25 protein-coding genes are annotated in these 21,697 nt (G+C 59.5%); 11 read left to right on the top strand and 14 right to left on the bottom strand.

Annotated features, from left to right (window positions below; genetic code table 11):
* Window positions 1-4 precede the first annotated feature (4 nt).
* Complete coding sequence (locus GKIL_RS05825) at window positions 5-217, top strand: hypothetical protein (RefSeq protein ID WP_023172525.1); 213 nt, start codon at window positions 5-7, stop codon at window positions 215-217.
* Between the two features lie 10 nt (window positions 218-227).
* A complete protein-coding gene (locus tag GKIL_RS05820) occupies window positions 228-866 on the top strand; it encodes a Uma2 family endonuclease (protein WP_023172524.1) in 639 nt (212 codons plus the stop codon).
* A gap of 113 nt (window positions 867-979) precedes the next feature.
* On the opposite strand, the gene GKIL_RS23380 is transcribed toward GKIL_RS05820, so the two are convergent.
* From GKIL_RS23380 to GKIL_RS05795, 5 genes are all read right to left on the bottom strand, one after another.
* Complete coding sequence (locus GKIL_RS23380; RefSeq protein WP_023172523.1) at window positions 980-1,303, bottom strand: HNH endonuclease; 324 nt, start codon at window positions 1,301-1,303, stop codon at window positions 980-982.
* Between the two features lie 107 nt (window positions 1,304-1,410).
* The gene (locus tag GKIL_RS22365; protein WP_187293893.1) at window positions 1,411-1,710 is read right to left on the bottom strand and encodes a hypothetical protein; all 300 of its coding nucleotides are present in this window, start codon (window positions 1,708-1,710) and stop codon (window positions 1,411-1,413) included.
* Window positions 1,711-1,927: 217 nt separating this feature from the next.
* Window positions 1,928-3,805: an excinuclease ABC subunit UvrC gene (gene uvrC / locus GKIL_RS05805; protein ID WP_023172521.1), complete on the bottom strand. Its 1,878-nt coding sequence runs from the start codon at window positions 3,803-3,805 to the stop codon at window positions 1,928-1,930.
* 3 nt (window positions 3,806-3,808) lie between these two features.
* Window positions 3,809-4,219: a preQ(1) synthase gene (gene queF / locus GKIL_RS05800; RefSeq protein WP_023172520.1), complete on the bottom strand. Its 411-nt coding sequence runs from the start codon at window positions 4,217-4,219 to the stop codon at window positions 3,809-3,811.
* 200 nt (window positions 4,220-4,419) lie between these two features.
* Window positions 4,420-5,919: a cyanophycinase gene (locus GKIL_RS05795; RefSeq protein WP_023172519.1), complete on the bottom strand. Its 1,500-nt coding sequence runs from the start codon at window positions 5,917-5,919 to the stop codon at window positions 4,420-4,422.
* A gap of 177 nt (window positions 5,920-6,096) precedes the next feature.
* Between GKIL_RS05795 and GKIL_RS05790 the strand changes: the two genes are divergently transcribed.
* From GKIL_RS05790 to GKIL_RS05775, 4 genes are all read left to right on the top strand, one after another.
* Complete coding sequence (locus GKIL_RS05790; protein ID WP_023172518.1) at window positions 6,097-6,429, top strand: YbaB/EbfC family nucleoid-associated protein; 333 nt, start codon at window positions 6,097-6,099, stop codon at window positions 6,427-6,429.
* A 19-nt stretch (window positions 6,430-6,448) separates the two neighbouring features.
* Entirely contained in the window at window positions 6,449-7,042 is a 594-nt protein-coding gene (gene recR, locus GKIL_RS05785; RefSeq protein ID WP_023172517.1) for a recombination mediator RecR, read from the top strand.
* A gap of 147 nt (window positions 7,043-7,189) precedes the next feature.
* Window positions 7,190-7,714 carry a pentapeptide repeat-containing protein gene (locus tag GKIL_RS05780; RefSeq protein WP_023172516.1) on the top strand — a complete coding sequence of 175 codons (525 nt, stop codon included), beginning with the start codon at window positions 7,190-7,192 and terminating at the stop codon, window positions 7,712-7,714.
* Window positions 7,715-7,769: 55 nt separating this feature from the next.
* The gene (locus GKIL_RS05775) at window positions 7,770-8,963 is read left to right on the top strand and encodes an NAD(P)/FAD-dependent oxidoreductase (protein WP_023172515.1); all 1,194 of its coding nucleotides are present in this window, start codon (window positions 7,770-7,772) and stop codon (window positions 8,961-8,963) included.
* Here GKIL_RS05775 and GKIL_RS05770 read toward each other — a convergent pair.
* The 7 genes from GKIL_RS05770 to GKIL_RS05740 form a co-directional block, all read right to left on the bottom strand.
* Window positions 8,960-10,540: a S53 family peptidase gene (locus GKIL_RS05770; RefSeq protein WP_023172514.1), complete on the bottom strand. Its 1,581-nt coding sequence runs from the start codon at window positions 10,538-10,540 to the stop codon at window positions 8,960-8,962. The genes GKIL_RS05775 and GKIL_RS05770 overlap by 4 nt on opposite strands.
* A gap of 14 nt (window positions 10,541-10,554) precedes the next feature.
* Window positions 10,555-11,475, bottom strand: a complete 921-nt coding sequence (locus GKIL_RS05765) for a hypothetical protein (protein WP_144080327.1) — start codon at window positions 11,473-11,475, stop codon at window positions 10,555-10,557.
* A gap of 425 nt (window positions 11,476-11,900) precedes the next feature.
* A complete protein-coding gene (locus GKIL_RS05760; protein WP_023172509.1) occupies window positions 11,901-12,404 on the bottom strand; it encodes a hypothetical protein in 504 nt (167 codons plus the stop codon).
* 550 nt (window positions 12,405-12,954) lie between these two features.
* On the bottom strand, window positions 12,955-13,221 hold the full coding sequence (locus tag GKIL_RS05755; RefSeq protein WP_023172507.1) for a hypothetical protein: 267 nt from the start codon (window positions 13,219-13,221) through the stop codon (window positions 12,955-12,957).
* Window positions 13,222-13,236: 15 nt separating this feature from the next.
* The gene (locus GKIL_RS05750; protein WP_023172505.1) at window positions 13,237-14,685 is read right to left on the bottom strand and encodes a hypothetical protein; all 1,449 of its coding nucleotides are present in this window, start codon (window positions 14,683-14,685) and stop codon (window positions 13,237-13,239) included.
* A gap of 254 nt (window positions 14,686-14,939) precedes the next feature.
* Window positions 14,940-15,560, bottom strand: coding sequence for a tRNA (adenosine(37)-N6)-threonylcarbamoyltransferase complex dimerization subunit type 1 TsaB (gene tsaB, locus GKIL_RS05745; RefSeq protein WP_023172503.1), 621 nt, complete (start codon window positions 15,558-15,560; stop codon window positions 14,940-14,942).
* Between the two features lie 3 nt (window positions 15,561-15,563).
* The gene (locus GKIL_RS05740) at window positions 15,564-16,343 is read right to left on the bottom strand and encodes a class II aldolase/adducin family protein (protein WP_023172501.1); all 780 of its coding nucleotides are present in this window, start codon (window positions 16,341-16,343) and stop codon (window positions 15,564-15,566) included.
* Between the two features lie 103 nt (window positions 16,344-16,446).
* Between GKIL_RS05740 and GKIL_RS05735 the strand changes: the two genes are divergently transcribed.
* The 4 genes from GKIL_RS05735 to GKIL_RS05720 all read left to right on the top strand — a co-directional run bounded on the left by GKIL_RS05735 (window position 16,447) and on the right by GKIL_RS05720 (window position 19,742).
* Complete coding sequence (locus tag GKIL_RS05735; RefSeq protein ID WP_023172499.1) at window positions 16,447-17,262, top strand: Tab2/Atab2 family RNA-binding protein; 816 nt, start codon at window positions 16,447-16,449, stop codon at window positions 17,260-17,262.
* A gap of 114 nt (window positions 17,263-17,376) precedes the next feature.
* A complete protein-coding gene (locus GKIL_RS05730; RefSeq protein ID WP_023172497.1) occupies window positions 17,377-17,697 on the top strand; it encodes a slr0373 family blue light stress response protein in 321 nt (106 codons plus the stop codon).
* A gap of 27 nt (window positions 17,698-17,724) precedes the next feature.
* Window positions 17,725-19,242, top strand: coding sequence for a stress-responsive protein Ycf46 (gene ycf46, locus GKIL_RS05725; RefSeq protein ID WP_023172495.1), 1,518 nt, complete (start codon window positions 17,725-17,727; stop codon window positions 19,240-19,242).
* 122 nt (window positions 19,243-19,364) lie between these two features.
* On the top strand, window positions 19,365-19,742 hold the full coding sequence (locus GKIL_RS05720) for a DUF1257 domain-containing protein (protein WP_023172493.1): 378 nt from the start codon (window positions 19,365-19,367) through the stop codon (window positions 19,740-19,742).
* A gap of 50 nt (window positions 19,743-19,792) precedes the next feature.
* Here GKIL_RS05720 and GKIL_RS05715 read toward each other — a convergent pair whose 3' ends face one another.
* Window positions 19,793-20,326, bottom strand: coding sequence for a hypothetical protein (locus GKIL_RS05715; RefSeq protein WP_023172491.1), 534 nt, complete (start codon window positions 20,324-20,326; stop codon window positions 19,793-19,795).
* A gap of 6 nt (window positions 20,327-20,332) precedes the next feature.
* Entirely contained in the window at window positions 20,333-21,001 is a 669-nt protein-coding gene (gene msrA, locus GKIL_RS05710; protein WP_023172489.1) for a peptide-methionine (S)-S-oxide reductase MsrA, read from the bottom strand.
* A 138-nt stretch (window positions 21,002-21,139) separates the two neighbouring features.
* Here msrA and GKIL_RS05705 point away from each other — a divergent pair, with 138 nt between their 5' ends.
* On the top strand, window positions 21,140-21,661 hold the full coding sequence (locus GKIL_RS05705) for a cupin domain-containing protein (RefSeq protein WP_023172487.1): 522 nt from the start codon (window positions 21,140-21,142) through the stop codon (window positions 21,659-21,661).
* Window positions 21,662-21,697: the final 36 nt, after the last annotated feature.

The raw sequence follows: 21,697 nt of genomic DNA, 5'->3' as shown, positions 1-21,697 counted from the left end.
AAAGATGGCAGGACAGGGAAGTGCGGGTAACGTCCTCGCTGCGGCACTGAGCTTTTTTATACCGGGCCTGGGCCAGCTTACCCAGGGTCGTCTTTTGACCGCCTTCTTGCATCTTGTGCTGGGCGGCCTGCTCTGGGTGGTAAGCTTCGGTACCCTGGGCTGGATCATGCACATCTGGTCGTGCTACAGCGCCGCCGTCTGGAACCGGGGCAGTTGAGCTACCGCCAATGGGTACTCTTTCAGTTACGCAGCCCCAAGCCTTTCTCCTCACCGGCACGACCTGGGAGAACTATCAATCCCTGCTCGCGATCGTCGGTGAGCGACCGATCCGTGTCACCTACGACCGGGGAAATCTGGAGCTGGTGAGCCCGTCATTCAACCACGAGCGTCTCAAAAAGCGCCTCGCTCGCATCGTCGCTGCGCTCACCGAAGAGCTGGATCTGGCCCTGGTTGCAGCCGGTTCGACGACGCTCAAACGCCAGGATCTCGATCGGGGGCTGCAACCGGACGAATGTTTTTACATTCAAAGCGCAGAGGCGGTGGCAGGAAAAACGCAGGTCAGTCTCCCTGACGAGCCCGCCCCCGATCTCGTCATCGAGATCGATGTCACGAGTAGTTCTCTCGATCGTCTGGGCGTCTACGCTGCGATGGGTGTTCCGGAGGTCTGGCGCTACCGGAACGGTTCGCTGATTGCCTATTGTCTTGATCCTGCAAAGATTGCTTATCAAGAAATAGAATACAGTGCAGCATTTTCTTTTTTGAATCTATCGGAACTTGCTCAATTTCTTCAGCAACATAGCGAAGAAAACGACACCGCACTTGTCAAAGCTTTTCGATTCTGGCTACGTGAGCGGCTCTTGCCCTGACGCTTGAATTTCGAGCATCCCTCCGGTATTCAGCAGTTGATCCCTTTGCTTGAACACCTGTGAGACCCTGGCTACACCGCGTTCAACCTGCTGCAGTGTCCTTATCTGGAAAGCTACGGCGGCGGGTACCAACCTGCTTCAAGCCAGTTGCGCCGTACAGTTAGAGCTTCGGTACGATTCATCTTTAAGGCTGCGACAGTAGCCCGGCCCGTCGGTGTTCTTCCCACGATCGTCGCTTTGTCCTCTAACTTCCACTCGAAATGCTCTGACCAGACCTGCTCGACCGGGTGAAATAAGCGCTCTGTGTTTTCGGTCTGTGGATCTTTTTCATCTATTTTTGCTGCTTTTGAGAGGTTGCACCAGCTGCAGGATAAGCAGAGGTTGCCCAGATCATCCGGCCCTCCCTTACTGACAGGCACGATATGCTCTATGTGCATTGTTGCATAAACGTATCGCTCTTCAGCTTTACAGTAAGCGCAGCGGTTTTTGTCCCGCGCTCGCACTTGGGCCTCTACAGATGAAGAAATCTTAGCCCTACCCACACTCAGTTCGGCTGCTGAAGTTCGCGCCTTTTCAGTTCTGCCAGGGCTTCGGACTTGCGGATCGTTCCCTGGGTGTAGAGTCTGTGCAACTTCTGTAGTACCTGCTTCTCGCTTTGGGTAAGTGTTTCTTCTGCCTGTTTCGTCAACAGAATATGTAACCACCTTTGCTGAGCAGCAGGCATTTTGCTCTTTGCCAGTTTTTGAAGCTCTTGTTCGCTAAGTTTTTTTACAGGGCCAAGCGGCAATCCAGACGGTACAGCGGACGAAGATGACCAGTTACCGTCGCGATACTTGAGTACCACAGCAGCCAGTTCTAAGCCGCGCCTGGGGAGACGTCGGAGGTGCAAGGCACTGTTTTTTTGTCCGTCAATCTCCTCGCATTCCGTCGTTGCGCTTTCGGATGGATCGCGTACCTTCTTTCCCCTAAGTGACATTTCTGCACTCTAAATACTGCTGTACCTTCAGTGTACTTGTTGACACAGAGGGAGCATTCAGAAAGCCGATGGGCAGAAAGGGGCCTCATCGGTTCTGACTCTCCAGTATTGCCTCCGGCTCGTCGGTTTCGCCGTGGAAGTAGTCGTAGACCTGCCGGGCGAGGCGCGGTCCGATACCGGGGGTTTTCGCAATCTGCTCGAAGCTTGCCTGCTCCAGTACCGGCACCGAGCGGAAGGTGTCGAGCAAGATCTTGCGCTTGGCGGGGCCGACGCCGGGAATGTCGTCGAGGCTGGAGTGGGTCATCCGCTTGCCGCGCTGGTCGCGGTGGAAGGTGATGGCAAAGCGGTGGGCCTCGTCGCGGATGCGCTGCAGCAGGTGCAGAGCCGGGTTGCCCTCGTCGAGCAAGATGGGCTCTGAGCGGCCCGGCAAAAAGATTTCTTCGAGGCGCTTGGCAAGGCCGATAGTTGGGATGTCGCTGTAGGACTGTTCTTCCATGACGGCGCGGGCAGCGGAGAGCTGGCCTTTGCCGCCGTCGATCACGACCAGGTCCGGCAGGTCTGTTTCAGGTTCACTCTCGGCGCGGGCAAACCGGCGGGCGATCACCTCGGCCATCGAAGCAAAGTCGTCGGGACGGCCCGCCTGGATGCGCGGGTCGCGGATCTTGTAGTGGCGGTAGTGCTGCTTGGCAGCCACACCGTCGATAAAGACCACCCGCGAGGCCACCGTGTCGGTGCCCTGGATGTGGGAGATGTCGTAGCATTCCATCCGTCGGGGCACGCTCGGCAGCTCCAGCGCCTCCGCTAGGGCCAGAAGTCCTTTTTCCTGGCGGCGGGAGAAGCGCACCAGCCGCTGCAGTTCCGCCTCGGCATTCTTGGCGACCATCTCGACGAGTTCTGCTTTGATCTGGCGCTGGGGAGCAGCAATCTCGACTTTGCGGCCTTTTTTTGGGGTGAGCCAGGCGCTCAAGATCTCAGGTTCCGGCAGCGGATGTTGGGTGAGGATTTCGAGGGGAATCTCTTCGGCGGTCGAGGTGCGGTAGTGCTCTTCGAGGACGCGCTGGAGGATCCGGCCCGGTTCCTCGCCGGTGGCTGCAGTAAAGCCCAGCCGACCGATCAGCTTGCCCGAGCGCACCTGAAATAGCTGAATCGAGACGAGGGATTCGTCGGAGGCCAGGGCAATCGCGTCGCGGGAGACGGAGCTGTCGGGGACGGTAATTTTTTGGTGGGCACCGAGTTGTTCGAGCCCGTGGATGCGGTCGCGCAGGCGGGCGGCGTGCTCGAAGTTGAGCGCCACTGCTGCCGCCTGCATCTGTTCTTCGAGTTGGGCGATGAGTTCCGATGTTCGCCCCTGCAGGATCATCTGGATCTGGCGGATCGTGGCGCGGTACTCGGCGGCGGAGATGAGCCGCTGGCAGATGCCTGGACAACGGCCCATCTCGTGGTTGATGCAGGGCCGGTCCTTAAAGACGGGGCTGTTGCGCTGGCGGAGCGGAAAGAGTTTTTTGAGCAGACTGAGGGTAGTGTGCAGGGCACCGGCGTCGGTGTAGGGGCCAAAGTAGCGGTCTTCCGGGTTACCGGAGCCGCGACGGCGGGTGACAAACAGGCGCGGATACTCCTCCGACCAGGTGATGCACAGGTAGGGATACTGCTTGTCGTCCTTGAGCAGAACGTTGTAGCGCGGCCTGTAGGACTTGATCAAGTTGTCTTCGAGGACGAGCGCTTCGGCTTCGGTATCGGTGAGAATCAGCTCGTAGTCGAAGACCTTGCCCACCATGATCGCAATGCGCGGCGAGTGCTCGTGTCCAGGCTGAAAGTAAGAGCGCACCCGATTTTTGAGGTTTTTAGCCTTGCCCACGTAGAGCACCTCGCCCGCTTCGTCGCGCATCAAGTAGACGCCGGGCGAGGCGGGCAACTCCGCCAGGCGTTCTTTTAAGCGTTCGGTGTCGGCGACGAGGGGGGGCATAGGCTAGACCGGACGCTCGTAGCGGGCCTCGACTACCATATGAACGTTGCCGCGCGGATTAAAGTCGCCCTTGATCGCGGCGCGCAGGGGGCTGCTTGCCTCCACAAAGTCGTCGAGGATGACGTGGACGGCCTCCTCGTGGGAGATATAGCGGTCGCGGAAGTTGTTGATGTAGAGCTTGAGGGATTTCAGCTCGACCACCTTTTCGTTGGGAACGTAGGTGAGGTAGATCGTCGCAAAGTCGGGATAGCCCGAGAACGGGCACTTGCAGGTAAATTCCGGCAGGGTGATATGAATGTCGTAGGCGCGGCCTGGGCGGGGGTTGGGGAAGGTGATGAGCCTGCCCTCCTCGATCGCCCGTTCACCGTACTTGACCGCCTCGGCTGTGCCCGAGGCCACCGGCAGATCGCTCATAAATCCGTGATTCCTAAGAGGTAGTAAAGGACCGTCGAAAGCTTTGCCAGTCCAGCTTCTATTGTACTGGGACGCACTGGTAGCTGGTTTTGATACCCCCAGGCAGCACCGCCTTTTCTGCGTCGCGCTGTTTCGGCCCAATAGGGGTACGGGCAACTGTAACTTCCCCAACTTTTTAAAGGGATGAGGGTTTTTCGAATTTAAGGTCCGCCGACCACGGAGTGGGTGCGGGTGTTGTAGGTGGCACCCCGGCTTGTGGCGTTGCTTTCTGCCAGCACATCGACGGCAAGGTTGACAAAGGCTGCTGCCTTGAGGGTGCCGCTGCCGCTATCTTCGAGGCTGACGTAGGGGGAAAGATCCTTGTAGGTGAGGGCTTTGCCGTCCAGCACGATCGTGGCAGCTTCACTGCCGCTCTGGGCGGTGTTGCGCTTGAACTGCAAATTGTCAGGAGAAGTGGAGGTGCGCTCCAGTTGACCGCTGAAGGCGACCAGAAAACCAGTGTAGGAAGGGTAGTCGTAGAGCGCCCGAAAAATCGACTGCTGAATTGCGCCGCGACTGTCGGTGTTCTGGGCGTCGATCAGGCCAAGACTCGATTTGATGTAGGGAGAAGCGCTGCCGGTGGGCGCGCTGTAGGCGTCCGGGGCGTAGAGGACGGTGTGGGCAAACTGTTGGGCGTCGCTCGGATAGTCGCCCTGGATCGTAAGTGCGCCAGAATTGGCGGAGCCGTCGCCTGGATAGCTCACCGCCACCGCCGTCGCCGGTCGGGTGGAGAGGTTGGGCAACTTAGAAGACAGATCGAACTGCCAGCCCTCGGTGAGCCGGTCTAAGCGCAGGTGGGTGTAGTAGAGCGGCCTGCCGCTGTCGCGGCGCAGGACGGTGCTTCCGGTTTGCTGGATAAAATCGACCGAGCCCGTGCCTACGACTTCAGCGCTTGTGCCCGTAACGGCGATGCCCGTCTGCTCCTCGATGCCGATGGCGAGAATACCGGTGGCGTTGTTGTCCTGGACGGCTTTGCCGAGCAGGCCCAATAGGCGGCCCAGACGGCCCCGTTTGGTGAAGTGGGTGTCGATGAGCGCGTTGGCAACAAAGCCCAAAAAGTCGGTGTGAATGCCGCTGCCGCCGTCGGAGGCGTCGTTGAGGTAGGGCGTCTTCGCGTCGGTGAGCACATCGAGCGAGATCAGATCCTGGCCACCGGCGAAACTGTACTGGGGCAGGCTCATCGCCCCGGCGCTGGTGCCACCGATCGCCCCGCCTCTCGTAACCACAACCGTGCGGATCGAAGATTCGAGCAGCGTACCGTTCCAGGCGTCGTAGTAGACGCCCTGATCGCCGCCTTTGATGAAGACTACATCTGCGTCCTGGAGCGGAGCAACGATGGCAGCGTTGTTGGCGTCGGCGAGCGAGGCGACTTTGACATTGGTAGCTGAGCTTGCCCCAAGCCAGACGAAGTAATCGGGCAAAAAGCTATCCTCGTCCGCCGTCGAGAGGATCACGACCTTGATGCGGCCATCGCCTGTGACATCGCCGTTTTGCACCAGCTTGCGATAGAGGCGGTAAGACCAGGAACCGGTGTCGCCAACGTCGCCCTCCGCACCGCCGCCAGCAGCGACGATCACCCCCGCTGCTGCTGCCTGCACCCATACCAGCATCAACGGCAACCAGAGCCAGCTCAGCGCCCGGTTTATAACAATCTTGACCATCTCAACCCCCTGTAAACGGACGAAACCATACAGCACCCAGGTATTTGCCAAATAGTACAGGCGCTACATTTGCAACCAAACGCTACCGAAATTCAAGATCTGTAGACTTTGGCGGTACATCTGCCCACAAAGGTTCATAAGGGCTGATTACAATGGATCAGCGATCAGGAGAGCACGATGAGCAAGGGCTTTGGACCGATGGGCCAGTTTCAGGAGGCGCTCAAGCGCGTCAAGCAGATTCAAGAAAATAGCGCCAAACTCCAGGACGAACTGGCAGCCCTGAGCGTCGAGGGTGTAGCCGGTGGTGGCCTCGTCAAGGTAGTCCTGAGCGGCAACCAGGCACCGACCGCCGTCACGATCGATCCCCAACTTCTGTCCGAAAGCAAAGAAGTCGTCGAAGATCTGCTCCTGACCGCCTACAAGGACGCCTACAACAAGTCCACCGAGCTGATGCAAGAAAAAGTCAAAGACCTGACCGGCGGCATGAGCATTCCTGGCCTCGGCTTCTAGCTTTATCCTCCAGATACTTATGTACACCCGGCCTCTGGCCAGATTGATCGAAGAGTTGCAGCATCTGCCGGGCATCGGCCCCAAGACCGCCCAGCGGCTCGCTTTTCATCTGCTCAAGCGCCCCCGTCCCGAGGCGCGACAACTGGCGCAGGCAATTGTCGAGGCGACCGAGCAGATCGGTGTCTGCAGCCGCTGCTTCAACCTCTCCGCCGAAGATCCCTGCAGTCTCTGCAGCCAGACGGGCCGCCAGTTCGAGCAGATCTGTGTCGTCGCCGAACCGCGCGATCTGGTGGCAATCGAGCGCACCCGCGAGTACAAGGGCCTCTACCATGTGCTGGGCGGCCTGATCAACCCGATGGAAGGCATCGGGCCAGAGCAGTTGCGCATCAAAGAATTGTTCAACCGCGTCGGCACCGAAGAAATAAAAGAAGTCATTCTTGCAATCAATCCGAGTGTCGAGGGCGAGATGACCACGCTTTTTTTGGGCAAAAATCTGAAGGTGCTGGGGGCGCGGGTGACGCGCATCGCCTTTGGCCTGCCGGTGGGTGGCGATCTCGAGTATGCCGACGAGATGACTTTAGCCCGCGCCCTCGAAGGGCGGCGCGAAATCTGATTTCCCCCCTCTGCAAGTGAAATAGCACCGCCAGAAAGAGGTCCACATCTATACTCGGCGCAACAGGATCCGCTCATGGGTGCTTAAAGCCCGCTCGATCGGGCCTACCCAACACTGGAGCGGATCCTCAGTGAGGAGAGGGGCAGAATGCGCAGGTACTGGATCGTCGGATCCCTGGTCGGGGTCGTTCTGGTGTGGCAGGTCTGGGTACCGCTTACCAGAATGTTTTTGCAAAACATGTCCACCGCACCGGCTGGTGGAGGGGTCAAAAATTATCGCGGGGCGCAACTGGCCTACCAGGATCTGCGCGGCATCGATCTTGCAGGAGCCGACCTGCGGGGGGCCAACCTCGAGGGCGCAAAGTTAACCAGCACCCTTCTAAGGGGAGCCAACTTTCAGGGAGCGAATCTGGCCGGGGCCGACCTGCGCGCTGCATCTCTTGAGGACGCCGACCTGCGCGGCGCAAATTTGACCGGGGCCAATCTGGCGAGCGCGGATCTGGAGGATGCCAACCTGGGAGGAGCCCAACTGCAGGCGGCCAACCTGCAGGCGGCAGATCTTGCAGGAGCCGACCTGCGCGGGGCGGGCCTCGAAGGGGCCGACCTGCGGGGCCAGAACATCGAGCAGCTGCAGATCGATCCTGCCGGGCTGCGCGTCGCAAGGCTGAGATAGAGGCCCGCCCCGCAACCGGCAGTTATGCTGGAGCTGTCTTGTGTCGAAGGCAGTCATGGCGCGCATCGTAATCGTCGGCGGCGGATTTGCGGGGTTGTTTACCGCTCTCACTCTTGAGCAGTACTCCTTCGGGGGAGAGCGGCCAGAGATTTTGCTTATCGATCGCTCCGAGCACTTCGTCTTTGCACCGCTCCTTTATGAGCTGGTCTCCGGTGAGCTGAAGAGCTGGGAGGTGGCTCCCCGCTTCGACGAACTGCTCGAAAATACGGGTATCCGTTTCTTGCAGCAGGAAGTGGTGGGCTTCGATCTGGCGGGCGGTAAGGTCAAACTGGCGGGCGGCACCGCAGAAGCCTACGACCGGCTCGTGATCGCCGCCGGGGGCCAGACACCGGTGGAGATCGTGCCGGGAGCAAAAGAACACGCTCTGCCCTTTCGTACCCTGGCCGACGCCCAGGCGCTGATTGCCCGGCTCAAAGCCGCCCTCGAAGCGGGAGCTGACCCATTGCGCGTTGCGCTGGTTGGTGCTGGGGCGAGCGGCGTTGAACTCGCCTGCAAGCTGGCCGATACTCTGCAGACAAAGGGCACGATCGTGCTCTTCGACCGCGAAAAAGAGATCCTGGGCGAGTTTTCGGCAGCGGAGCGCAAGCTGGTGCGCGCTGAACTGGAGGAGCGCTCGGTGCGCCTGCGCCTTGGGACAAAAATTTTGCGCGTCGGGGCGGATGGCCTCGAAATCGACGCCGGGTCCGGCAGCGAATGGATTCCAGCCGAAGTGGTGCTCTGGACCGTCGGTACCGGCGTGCCGTCTTTGATTGGTGAGCTGGAGGTTGCGAAGGGAGCGGGCGGGCGCGTCGCGATTCAGCCGACGCTGCAACTGGTGGACTATCCGGAGGTATTCGCCCTGGGCGATCTGGCCTTTGCGGCGGACGATTCTGGCAAGTTTCTCGGTGCGAGCGCGCAACTCGCTTTTCAGCAGGCAGGTTTTTGCGCCTGGAACCTCTGGGCAAGCCTCAACAACCGGCCTTTGCTTGCCTTTCGCTACGCCCCGCTGGGCCAGCTTCTGGGCCTGGGCATCGACAGCGGCGTTGCCTCCTTGTTGGGCAGGCCCCTCAGCGGCCCCCTCGCTTACTTGGTCCGCAGGCTCGTCTACCTCTACCGGATGCCCACCGCCGAGCACCGATTGAAAGTCGCCCTCAACTGGGCGAGTCAGCCGGTGCTGCGCTGGCTTTCAGGCAGCGGCGCTTCCCGCTAGCGCGCCTCAGCCGTCTCGGTGCGCGCCGCCTGGATCGCTTCAGCCGGCTGTCGATTCTGCAGGGCGCTCAGCAGCGCAGAACCATCGGGTGCGCCCAGGCCCGTGCAGGCATCCCAGCCTGGCCCAGCCTGGTAGCCGCCGTTGTCGCCCAGGGTGATGCTGCGCAACTGCTGGCTGAGCTGCTGGTACAGAAGCGGGTTGAGGTAGCCGACCGGTGTGCCTAGCTGCTGGTTGATCAAGGCGATAAGACCCGCCCAGAGGGGGGCGACGGCGCTGGTGCCGCCAAAGACGAGCATCTGGCCGTCCACGCGGATCTGGTAGCCTGTCGCCGGGTCTGCGTCACCGGCAATGTCGGGCAGCCCGCGCCCGATGTGATGGTCCGGGTTGATCGATGCAGGCAGGATGCCTGTCTGGCTCTGCCAGACGGGTATCTCGAAAACATCGCTCACCCCGCCGCCGGTAGCGCCGCCCTCGCCGTCGTTCCAGACGATTTCTTTGAGCAGTGTGCCGTTTTGCGATTCGAGCCGCGTCCCACCGCAGGCGACAGCAAAGGGGCTGGAGGCGGGGAAATCGACATGGGCCAGACCGTCTTCCACCCCGTCGCTCGAACCCCGGTCACCGGCGGCGCAGAAGACCGTGACGCCGAGGGCAGCGGCGGCCTGAAAAGCCTGGTCCATCGCCTGCATCGCCTGGAGGGTCCAGGCCGACTCCGGGGCACCCCAGCTGATCGAGAGCACCGAGGGTGCGTGGCGGGTGTCGTGGATGGCCGCCGTCACCGCATCGAGGAAGCCGCGATCGGTATTTGGAGCAAAGTAAACGACGATCCGGGCACCGGGAGCGACCGCACCAGCCACCTCGATATCGAGCAGCACCTCACCGTCGGCGCTGTCCGGTGAGCCTACCGGGGCGTTGTGTCCGCCGTCCACCGATACGCCCACGACTTTTGGTTTGGGGATACCCAGTTGCTGAAAGTAAGCTCTTAGATCGCGGCTCCTGTAACCGCCACCCAGTTCGATCATCGCGATCGACTGGCCCTGGCCGTTGCCCCCGGTCGGAAAGTTGTAGAGGCGGGCCAGCTCGGTCGGCGTGTAGGAGGCAGTCACCTGCAACGGTTGGCTGCGCCGCAGGCGAGGCTGGGCCTGGGGCCGGTCGTCAAGACCAAAGACACCCTGGATGATCGAGGCCAGTTTGGCTGGAACGAACACCGGTCCGCTGCGGCCCCGGTAGGTGACACCTGAGTGCTCGAAGCGATCGAGCTGAACATCGAAGGCCGCCGCCATAGCGGCAGCCGTACCGGCCAGCACCACCAGCCTGCGGGCGGCATCGACCTCGACGACGCTCAGATCGTGCTCGTGGGCGAACGCCTCGACGCGGGCCAGATCGTCCGGGTGGGCAGCCTGGGAGGCGACGTACTGCTCGCGGCTCAAGGCTCCGCCAGTTGGAACGGTGCTCCTCGGCTTGAGATAGATGCTGACCTCGACCCGTTCACCCGGATCGACCGCGCCGAGGGCGCGCGCACCGGCAATCGGCATCCGCTCGCTGCGGGGAAGGGGAACTTTTTCAAAATGGGACTCCATCGTCTTCTCCTTGTCTAACTGACATAGACCACCGGTACGCCGATGTAGTTGGCGCTGCCGTCGGCAAAGTTCAGCTCCGCAAAGGAGCCACCGCCGCGCGCGTAGACGTAGAACGACGCGGAGACCAGCAGGTAGGCCGTGTCGGTGCCGCCAAGCAGATCCGAGTAGTAGATCGTGCGCCAGCCGTCGAAGCGGTCGTTGACGTTGATGTTCTGGCTGTCGATCGCCAGCACGTTTGTGCAGGATTGCGCCTTCCAGTTGTACTGATAACCCTGGGTGCATAGATCCATGCGGATCGCCGCTTCTTTGGAGGAGAAGAAGCCGTCGTCGGCGTAGACGATGTAGAACCCGTGGTAGGGCACGTAGACCGTGTAGTTAAAGAAGCGCGAGTCGTTGGGCTGGAAGGCGAACCACCAGTCGAGATACACCGTGAAGGAGGCGGCACCGGTACCGAAGATGCCGCTGCCCGCCCCGGAGGCGGTGTCGAAGAGCGTGAAATTGCCGGGGTTGTAGCCCTGCCAGTAGACATTGCCATCCGAACCGTGCAGGGTCGCGTAGTAGGGGGTCAAAGACCAGGCAGTGCGCGGCAACACCCGTCCGTAGTCGAGAATCGGGTTTTCCCTCGGAGCCTCGGTCGGCAGGCGGGTGGCGGCGAGCCGGGCCTTTATCTCCTTGATCTGGTGTGAAGCCCTTTCGGCTTCTTTGACCGCCGCGTGCTCGATCTTTTCAAACATTTGAATATTTGCCTCGCCCATCTGCTCTTTGAGTGCCCGCAGTTGGCTCTGGCCCCTGGCTTCGAGGTCTTTGAGCTGTTCGGCCTGCCGCCGCTGGAGAGATTCCACTTCCTTGCGGCGCTGGAGGACGAGTTCCTCCAGGATTCTATCAGCTGAACCCGGCAACACCGTCGGTGACGTCATCGGTGATTGTGTCATCATTTTTTCTCCTATAAAGTCAACCAGCCGCTCATAAGCGACAGGCGCAAAGCCACTGACAAGCTACAGACAGATCCTGTAGCAGCAGCGCGAAAAATGCAGCCCCGCCGTTTCTAACCGGCAGAAAATCCAGTCGTTCTGTTCAGTCAGTAACTGTCAAGCCTGAAAATGGGCAGACAGACTATCAAAAATGAAATGGGCAGCAGTAGCCATCGATTGGGTGAGTTGCCCGCAGCAACATAACGCTTATCTACCAGGCAGAGGGAATCGGCGATGACAACGCCAGATCATCCGCTGCAGGCCCAGGATTCTATCAGAGTCAGACGGGCTCGACTGCTCAATTTCGGAGAACACGTACATGATGCACGCGCTATCCTGCCTGTCAACAAGCTCTCACATTCTGTTACAGATGATACGTTCCTGTCCCGCTACGGCTTGCACAGGTTCGGCACCTGGGTGCAGGGCAGGCCGTACATCGGGTAATTGGCCACCTGCTCTGCTGTCTGCGGATCGTTGGCGTACTCGGGGCTGAGACAATGACCCGGATCGATCTTGGTGATGATATCGCGGTCGCGGGGATTGCCGACGGTGATCGATACTGGCGTGCAGTAGGACGTGCGCGATTTCCAGGTGTAGTGCCGGGCGGTGGGGCCGTCCGCCTGACTGAAGACGACATCGCCCGACATGTTTTGCTCCTGAACCATCTTGACCGTGAGCACCGTGGTCGGTGTGCCGAGAGCCTTGAAGATCTTTTTGAGATTTTCGCGGTTGCCGGGAACATCGGCGTAGTTCACGTACCGCAGGCGGGCAGCGTTGAGCTTACCCACCAGGACCGGATCGCCGTCCTCCCACTTGTGATAGTCGGCGGCCATGACCGGCAGGCAAAACAGTCCACAGACGACCAGTAATTTACCAAAAAAAGTATTTTTCATGAAGAGCTATTTCCTGAGCAATTGTCCTCGGAAAATAGGCCAGACAGTGAGTGTCAAAAACAGCGTCACTATCAAGCAAGCTATGGTTCCATAGGGTTGTAGCCAGAGGCCAAGAACAACAGTAGCAGTCAAACCGGCAGCATAAAGCAATAACCTTTGCTTACCTTGAGGCAGACGAGTAGACTCGAAAGCGATCCCAAGTATACAGCCTGGAATAATTCCCGATAGGAGTGCAGTAACGAGTTCACGCATCGCTCTGTTCATTCGCGCTTTCTTGTGTACACAGGCCGGAGGATGAGTGCTGTCACAGTTGCTGCTATAAAGCAGGCACTCGCACCATAAGGCTCTCTCCATAAACCGACACCAAGCGTACTAATCAGCAAAAGGCCATATGACACAACCTTAAGTCTATTCTTGACCTCAGCTGCGGATTCCAGAGCCAAGCCAACTACGGAACCTGTAATGAGCGCGGTAATGAGCACTGAAACAAAAACTTCACTCATATATTCTATACGTGACTAAGTGGGCAGAGCCTGGTATGGGTGCTGCACTACCTCTTGAACCATATAAGTCGATAGAGAGGCCACAAAAGTATTAGGAGTAGACCGAGCCCAATGACAAACACAGTAGTCCCTAAGTAATCGACCCACATGGCGTAGGCCATTGATGCAATGATCGCAATAATAGCAACTCCCGCTTTTTTCTGGCTCCAGCTTAAACCCTCTTTCTGGCGAGCGAACTCAATTGCACAGCTGACCATACTGGCTCCCAAAATTGCTCTTACAACGATTACCGGCAGCATCTCAATAGTACTCATATCTTTTCTCCATGATTAAGATGCAGGCTTATTTGAATTCGTCGGCTGTTGGGACTCTGGTGTCTTTGTCCAAGGTGCTTGTTGACCGTTGTGTTCACGGCAGTAGTTGCGTGCATCCTCTTCACGCTGACCCTTCAAAACAGCTTCCAAACCAAGTAATCCTCCAATTACACCGCCACCTATTCCACCTAAGCTACCAGCTAAGCCACCAACAATGGTTCCCAGTGCGCCACCGACTCCTGTACCAAAAGTCTGTTCAATGGGCTTGTTATCTTCGGCATTCCTTTTCGTGATTGCGGGAGTTGGATGGGCTTTCTCTTCCTTGCTTAATTGCTTACATTCCTGCTCGGAAGGATAGTTGTAGAGCTGCTTTTCTGGGACACCTTCGACACCAGCTTCAGGGTGCCCAGGTACTCGATAACCACCACGACGCGGATCCCATTGGCGTGGTGGTAGCTCCGGTGGACTTGGTGGACCTGCAGGAGCGACAGGAGGGCTCGGCAGATTTGGATTAATACCGATAGACCTTATCTCTGGATCATTGGGAAGTGGAAGATTTGCATAATCTTCATCTAATGATGCAGGTTGCTCCGGCTGTTCAGTGCTTCCGTCCTTCTGTTCAGCGGTACTATCGCCAAACATTTTTAAGTCGAGCGCTTCTCCGAGATCTTGCTCTCTAGCATTTATCTGCTCCCAACTGTTTTCAAAGAAGCCTCTGGCCATATCGTTAAGATCAGGGTTCTGACCGTAGAGAGCAAAATTGTCATATGCATCGGTGCTGTTGCTCTGACCATCCGTAGCAGCAATAAAAGCCTCGTAGTCATTTGGGTCAGGGTTTACGAAACTCTGACCAGAATCATTCTGACCGTCACCGGTTCCAAAGTCGTACTGACTGTAAGCTGTATTAGAAAAGTTTTCCTGTGGTTGAGCAAAGTTGGAGGTATCTTGGCCCCAATTACTGCCATCTCCAGCTTCGCTATACGAGTAACCCTCGAATTGCTGAGCGAAGTTAGAACTGTCTTGATCCCAATTTTTACTGTCATCCGACCCAGCGTAGGAGTAACCATCAAACGAAGAGGCAGCAGCTCCATCACCGAAATTACTGTCATCCCAGTTTGAAATATCCTGATAGCTTGAGCCCTCTTCTTGCCCATCGAAATCAAAATTAGATGTCCCAGCGTCTTGAGTAGAATCAGTCAGGTTCTGGGAATCAGGATCGTAATTGCTCCCGTCGTTAAAATAGCTCTCGCTGTCATCCGCTGCCCCATCGAATGAATAGCCAGTTGTCTCCCCATAGGTAGGTTGCTCGTCACCGGCAGCAGAGGTGCCAGGATCGGCATAGCTCTCTTCGCCGTACTGCTGCTCTTCATTCTCAAGCTCGGACGGCTCCTCGACCTGCTCATCCTCCCCACCGGAGTAGCCGTATTCCCCTCCAGAACCAAAGTACTCCTGCTCTTCGTCCATGAGGCACCTCGAAGGTTAGTGCAAGCGAACAGCCGTGGAAGGGGTGCTATGCGTGAATATAGGGACGCTTCTCAATGTAGCCAAGCATGGGAGAAAGTGCAACTCAGTCAGCCTGTTTCCCCTGATTGGTGGATGGCCCTCTTCAGGCCAGTCCTTTGGGTGCCTCAATCGGCGCAAACAAGATCAACAACTTTCTTCTAGTACTCTGAGACTTTTCAACGAGAGCACGGCGTTTCAGGTCAGGAAAGAGCAACTTAAGAAAGCGCAGCGGGATGAATGGGCGGTGGGCGCAGGTAGAGGGGTTCTACCTGCTGCCAGTGAGGGCGTTCGCCTGCCTCGTAGCGGTGGTGGGCCAGTTCGCTCAGGGCGGCGATGGGAGGATCGGTGCTCTGTTCGCCGTCTACGAGCAGACAACCCGCAGGCAGGTTCGAGCGCCAGGCGGGCCAGTCGGCTGCCAGGACCAGCCCGGCGGGGCGCAGGATCGAAATTTCCGCACCCCGGCGCTCGAAGAGGGCAGCGTAGAAGTCGCCCCGGCGGGCATCGAGCCGGACGGCAATTGGACTGCTGGTGTCCTGGGCAGCGGCGAGGGCAATCAGCGCGTCGATGCCAAAAAGGGGAATGGCCAGGGTCTGGGCGAGGGTGCGCGCCGTCATCACCCCCAACCGGGTAGAAGTGAAGCTGCCGGGGCCAATGCAGACGGCGATCCAGACTAGATCCCGCCAGCGGTAAGGCGGCAGAAATTGCTCCAGCCTGAGCTGCAGGGTCTCGGAGAGGGCACGGCCTTCGTTTAAGGTGAGGATGCGCGGCTTATCGGCTATCTGGAGGCCGAGGCCCAGAATGTCGGTGCTGGTGTGCAGGGCAAGACCGGGGGCCATCTTCTAGGCTTCGAGCAGATCCGGCTGTTCGCGGACGATCATCTCGTAGAGCGGCTGAAAGCAGAACCAGCCAGCCTGGGCGGTGCCAATTTGATCGTGGGCGAGGCGCGCCTGCAGCGGATCGATCGAGATGGGCTTGCCCGCTGCCTCGGCCAACAGTTGCGCCTGGCAGGAGCGGTCCATGGTGATGAACCACCAGGCCGCCTCATCGACGCTTTTGCCGACGGTGAGCAGGCCGTGGTTGCGCAGGATCACCGCCTTGTGGCGACCGAGGGCGCGGGCGATGCGCTCGCCTTCGGCTGGATCGAGGACGACACCCGTGTAGTCAGCAAAGAGGCCGTGATCTTCGAAGAAGGCGCAGGCATCCTGGGTGAGCGGGTCGAGCAGACGACCGAGGCTGGACCAGCTCTTGCCAAAAAGCGAGTGGGAGTGGGCGGAGGCAACGACATCGGGCCGGGCGGCGTGGATCTGCGAGTGGATGGCGAAGGCGGCAGCGTTGACGGGCCGATCGCCGGCGACAATCTCACCGGAGGAGTTGACCAGCAGCAGGTCGCGCACGCGGATATGGCCGAAGTAGACACCAAACGGGTTGACCCAGAAATGGTCGTGCCGCTCCGGGTCGCGCACGGTGATATGACCGGCGATGCCCTCGTCGAAGCCGTAGCGGGCAAACAGGCGAAAGGCAGCGGCGAGGCGCTCTTTGAGGTGGCGGCGCTCGGCTTGCGGGTCGCTAAAACCGGGCATCTCGGGAATGCCGGGAGGGAGGCGGGGCACTGTCTGCATGGCAGGTGAGGCGGATAGGAGCAAAGCTGACGGGCATTTTGCTCTCGGGTTCCTACAATTGTGTCACGGCTGGCGGCTGTCCCCCGCAAAGAACTGTTGCACTGTGGAGCCCTGGGAACTGGATTTTTATCGCTGTCCGCTGGTCGGGGCTGCCGGTCAGCGGCTGTGGGAATTGCTGGTCTGCACCGCCAGCGGGCGGATGCTCCTCTCGCGCTTTTGTGAGGCGAAGGAGGCGACGACGGACTGGCTTACGGCCCAACTGGCCGCACTGGTGACCCGCGAGGGCGGGCCGCCGCTCGAAATCGGCAGCTTTCGCACCGCCACTTACAACCTCGCTCTACCGGCCTGCCGCGAACTGGGCATTCCGCTTCGCCATAGTCGCCGGACAATCGCGGTGCTGCGCCAGCGGGCCGAGCGCGAGCGGAATATTTATCCCCAGAGGCCGGACTACCGCCCTCTGCCTGCCGCCGTTGCTCTGCAAAAGGCCGTTCCCGAGCCTTTTCCCGATGAACTGCTCGCCGATAGCTGGGGCTTCAGCGCCCTGCCGGGCAGCGAGATTGCCCAGTTGCACCAGCTGCCCATCTCCTACCTCGAAGCGCCGCTCATTGCCATTGATGCACCGGTGCCGGGAGTGTTCCTGTTCTCGGCGACTCGGGCACGGGCGATCGCCGGTTGGCTGAGCGTCCATGAACCGGTCAGCCTGCAGTACACCCGCTCGCAGATCGACGGCATTGTGCTGGAGACGGGCTTAGACGAGCGCTGGATTCTTGCCACCTTCAATGACCCCGAGATGCGCCGGCGCGGCGAACAGTTTCAAGAACGCCTCCAGCAAAGCACCGGGCTGCACTTTCTGGCCGTGCGGCCCGAGCAGAGCGGCCACGAAATCACCGGCTTCTGGCTGTTGCAGACGCCCCTGTGACGGGCAAATTTCTGAAACATCTTAACTTTTGTAAAGTTCTTGCTGTCATAGCGGCAGCGGCCTGTAGGATGGGCGGCATCGCAAGTTAGCCGCGTCCCGATGAAGGGATCACCAATGGACGATAGCAAACACAAGGTCACGCTCTATCTGCATCCTGAACTGCACCACCAGCTCAAGATCACGGCTGCCATCAAGCAGGAGCCGATGTCCGTCATCGCCGAACGGGTTTTGCAGTTTTTTCTGGCGCACCCGGAGGTGATCGAGGCCAGCCACGGTCACGCCCACCGCGTCTATCAGTGTCCAGAGTGTCACACTTCGCTGGTGTTGCGCTCCGACGCTCTTGAAACCCTGCCCCGCACCAAGGCCGTCCTTCCGGATCCGCCTGTGGGTGAGGGCACGGCAAAGGAGCGCGAAGAGTATTCTTTGGTGCGCTAATCTCTCTCGGCCAGGTGGTAAATCGCCATGCACGAACTCGAAGTTCTCATCCAGGCCCACTACCCGCTTATTTATCTGTTGACCCCCGAGGAAGAACGGGCGGAACAGGCCATCGCTGCGATTTCCCAACTGCGGCCACCGCGCAAGATTTTTTTGTGGACCGTGACCCACGGCATCGTCGAGTACGGCAGACCCCGCACCCTCACCCAGCACAACACCGTCTCACCGGAGGCGGCGATCGAGTGGGTGGCCCGCCAGCGCGAGCCGGGCATCTTTATCTTCAAAGACCTGCATGCCTTCATCGAATCCGCTGCCGTCACCCGCTGGCTGCGCGATGCGATTGCAGGCTTTAAGGGAATGAACAAGACGATTATCTTGATGTCGCCGGTGCAGCGCATCCCGGTCGAACTCGAGAAGGATGTCGTCGTCGTCGAGTTTCCGTTGCCGGACATGACCGAGTTGGACGAGGTGCTCAACAGCCACCTCAAGAGCAACGGCAATTTTACCCGCAACCGCCGTCTCAGCACCGAGGGGCGCGAGAAGTTACTCAAAGCGGCCCTGGGGCTCACCAAGGACGAGGCCGACAAAGTCTACCGCAAGGCGGAAGTCGTCGCTGGGCGGCTGACCGAAGCTGAAGTAGAAGTCGTGCTCTCTGAGAAAAAGCAGATCATCAAGCGCAACGGCATTCTCGAATACCTCGAAGTCGATGACACCATCGATTCGGTGGGCGGCCTGGCCGAATTGAAGCGCTGGCTCTCCCAGCGCGCCGACGCTTTTACCGAGCGCGCCCGCCAGTACGGATTGCCCCAGCCCAAGGGAATGCTCATCCTGGGCGTACCCGGCTGCGGCAAGTCGCTGATTGCCAAGACGACGGCCCGGCTCTGGGGGTTGCCGCTTCTGCGGCTCGACATCGGTCGCGTCTATGACGGCTCGATGGTGGGCCGATCGGAGGCCAACCTGCGCAACGCCCTACGCGTCGCCGAATCGATTTCGCCGGTGATCCTCTTTATCGACGAAGTAGACAAGGCGTTTGCTGGGGCGGGCGGCTCCGCCGACTCCGACGGCGGCACCTCGATGCGCATCTTCGGTTCCTTTCTTACCTGGATGCAGGAGAAGACCTCGCCGGTCTTCGTCATGGCCACCGCCAACCGGGTCGAGCGCCTGCCCAGCGAATTTTTGCGCAAGGGCCGCTTCGATGAGATCTTCTTCGTCGATCTGCCCAACTTCGACGAGCGCAAAGAAATCTTCCGCATCCACCTTGGCAAGCGGCGCGAGGACATCGCCCGCTTCGACATCGAATCGCTCGCCGGAGCCTGCGAAGGCTACTCCGGCGCAGAGATCGAGCAGGGGTTGGTGGCTGCTATGTACGACGCCTTCGCTCAGGATCGCGAATTTACCCAGTTCGATATCCTGGCGGCGCTTAAATCGACGTTGCCGCTCTCGCGCACTGCGACCGAGCAGGTAACTGCCCTCAGAGAATGGGCCAGGCACAGGGCACGCCCGGCTGCAGCCATGGTCGCTGAATACCAGCGCATGGAGTTTTGATCTGCCCAACGGTACTGATTCAGGAGGTGGTCATCCCAGTCGTCAGCTCAACATACTCGTTACCGGCATCCGGTCGGTCCACATCAACGCTTAATCGTTAATTCCTTCAGGAGGAAACATCCATGTCTCACTTCAGCACTCTCCGCACCAAGATCACCGATTCCGAGATTCTCAAGTCCTCGCTGCGCGACCTCGGCATCACCGTCAAGACCACCGCCGATGTACGCGGCTATAACGGACAGCGCGTCCGCGCCGACATCGTCGCCACCCTCGACGGCGAGTACGACCTGGGCTGGTCGCGCAACTCCGATGGTTCTTTTGATCTCATCGCCGATCTCTGGGGCGTCGCTAAAAAGCACAACCAGACCGAGCTGATCAACTCGATCAACCAGAAGTACGCCGTCAACAAGACGCTTGCCGAAGTCAAGCGCACCGGCCATACCGTGGTTGCTCAGAGCGTCGGCACCGATGGGTCTTACCGGCTGACGATTGGCCGCTAATTCTTTCTCAATCGCGTTCCCAAAGCGGGCTTACTAGCCCGCTTTTTTGATTACAAAAAACGGGTGGCAATATCCGAGCTTCTGGCAGAAGAAGCGCCGAACTGGCGTCTGGCCATCTGATTTTCGGCGGCCAGGGTTTCAAGCGCCCGCACCAGTTCGTCTTTGCCGGCTTGCGAATGCACGAGGGGTGTCTTGGACCCCCAGGCCAGCTTCGGCTCCAGGGAGACATCGAACCCTTCGCCGCCGCTGTCCGCTTCGACGTAGACGACCTCGGCAAAGAGGCTGCGGGCGTGCAGTTGCTTGCTGCCTTTGACTACCTTGAGCACCGCCCGAAAAGTCAGAGTCTCGCCGGTGGTGAGGGTGAGCGGGCTGCAATCTTCGACTTTGAAGGGCACATCGATAAAAAGCGCCTCACCAAAATTCTCCAGCACCGAGACGATCGTCTTGCGGTGCTTTTCGTAGAGCTTCGCCCGCTTCAAGTAGAGGGCGCGCCGGGCTTCGAGCACCTCCGGCGCTTCGGACGGTTGGTCAAACGGGGCGCGGCCCTGGTGGGCGAGCCGCTTTTGCTTGAGGTTGGAGAACATATCTGCTTATTTGTATAACTTGGGAAATTGTTCGCGCAACAGGGCCAGCTTCGGCAGGTCGTTGATCACCACGTAGGGATAGTTCGGGTGGTGGGCGATAAAGTCCTGGTGGTACGCCTCCGCCGGGTAGAACCCGCCCAGCGGTGCCACCTGGGTGACGATCGGCGCTGAAAAAGCGCGGGCTTTTGTGAGCTGGTCGATGTAGGCGAGGGCCACCCGCTTTTGCTGCGGGTCACCAAAAAAGATCGCCGAGCGGTACTGTGTACCGGTGTCCGGTCCCTGACGGTTGAGCTGGGTCGGATCGTGGGCGACAAAGAAGAAAATCTTCAGAAGCTGGCCGTAGGAGATCTGGGCCGGGTCGTAGGTAATCTTGACCGATTCGGCGTGGCCGGAGTTGCCCTCGCTCACCGTTTCGTAACGGGCGCTGGCCGCATCGCCGCCTGCGAAGCCGGAGACGACATCGCTCACACCCTTGAGGTGCTCAAAAACTGCCTCGACGCCCCAGAAGCAGCCACCGGCAAACACGGCGGTCTGCTTGCCCTTGAGACTGGTTGCTGGAATATCGCTTTGGGGCTCGGTGATCACCGGGGCGGCAGCCGCACGGCAGGCAAGCACGGCGGCGCTCAGGCCCAGGACAGAAAGGGCGCGGGCGAGCGGGCGAAAAATGATCAACATTGTCTTTTTAGCGAGAGTAGTTGACTGCTATACGCAGCTTACCTGCCGGCGGATCGATCGCGCTGTGCGCAGAGGACAGAGACGAACGATCGCTCTCGCTAAAATGGGCCCAGGTACAGTCTGGAAGGAGCGGCCCCCATGGCAGGCTTGCGCTTCGAGGACGGCAGCACCACCCGCGATCCAGCACGAATAGCAGATGCCCTGCGAACGGTCGGCGTTCAGCTCGCCTACCGACCGATCAACCCGGCGGCCAGCGCCCTTGCCTCCCGCATTGAGCTGGAGGAGGACGAAAAGGCCCAGCTTCTGGCCAGCCTCGAGCACGACTTTGCACTCGCTTCCCCCCAGCAGGATCTGATCGTCCTGCAGCCACAGACGGCCAACCTGGACGCCCTCACCGCCAGATTCGAGAGCTGCCACACCCACAGCGACGACGAGGTGCGCTACATCGTCGATGGCGAGGGCTGCTTTGGTTTTGTCCGCCCGGACGGCGTTCAGTTCGAGCTGACCGTCGAGGCGGGGGACTACATTGCTGTTCCAGCCGGGACCGAGCACTGGTTTCGGCTCACTGCCCAAAAACGGATCAAGGCGGTTCGCTACTTCAGTGGCACCGCCGGTTGGGTGCCTGTCTACACGCAGACGCCGGTGCGCCTGGGCCGATGATGGTGGCTGTCGATTATTGTCTGTTGCTGGTAGACA

The organism is Gloeobacter kilaueensis JS1 (genome assembly GCF_000484535.1).
Classification (GTDB): domain Bacteria; phylum Cyanobacteriota; class Cyanobacteriia; order Gloeobacterales; family Gloeobacteraceae; genus Gloeobacter; species Gloeobacter kilaueensis.
Note: the sequence above shows the minus strand (reverse complement) of the source record. Positions and strands in the feature narration are given on the sequence as shown.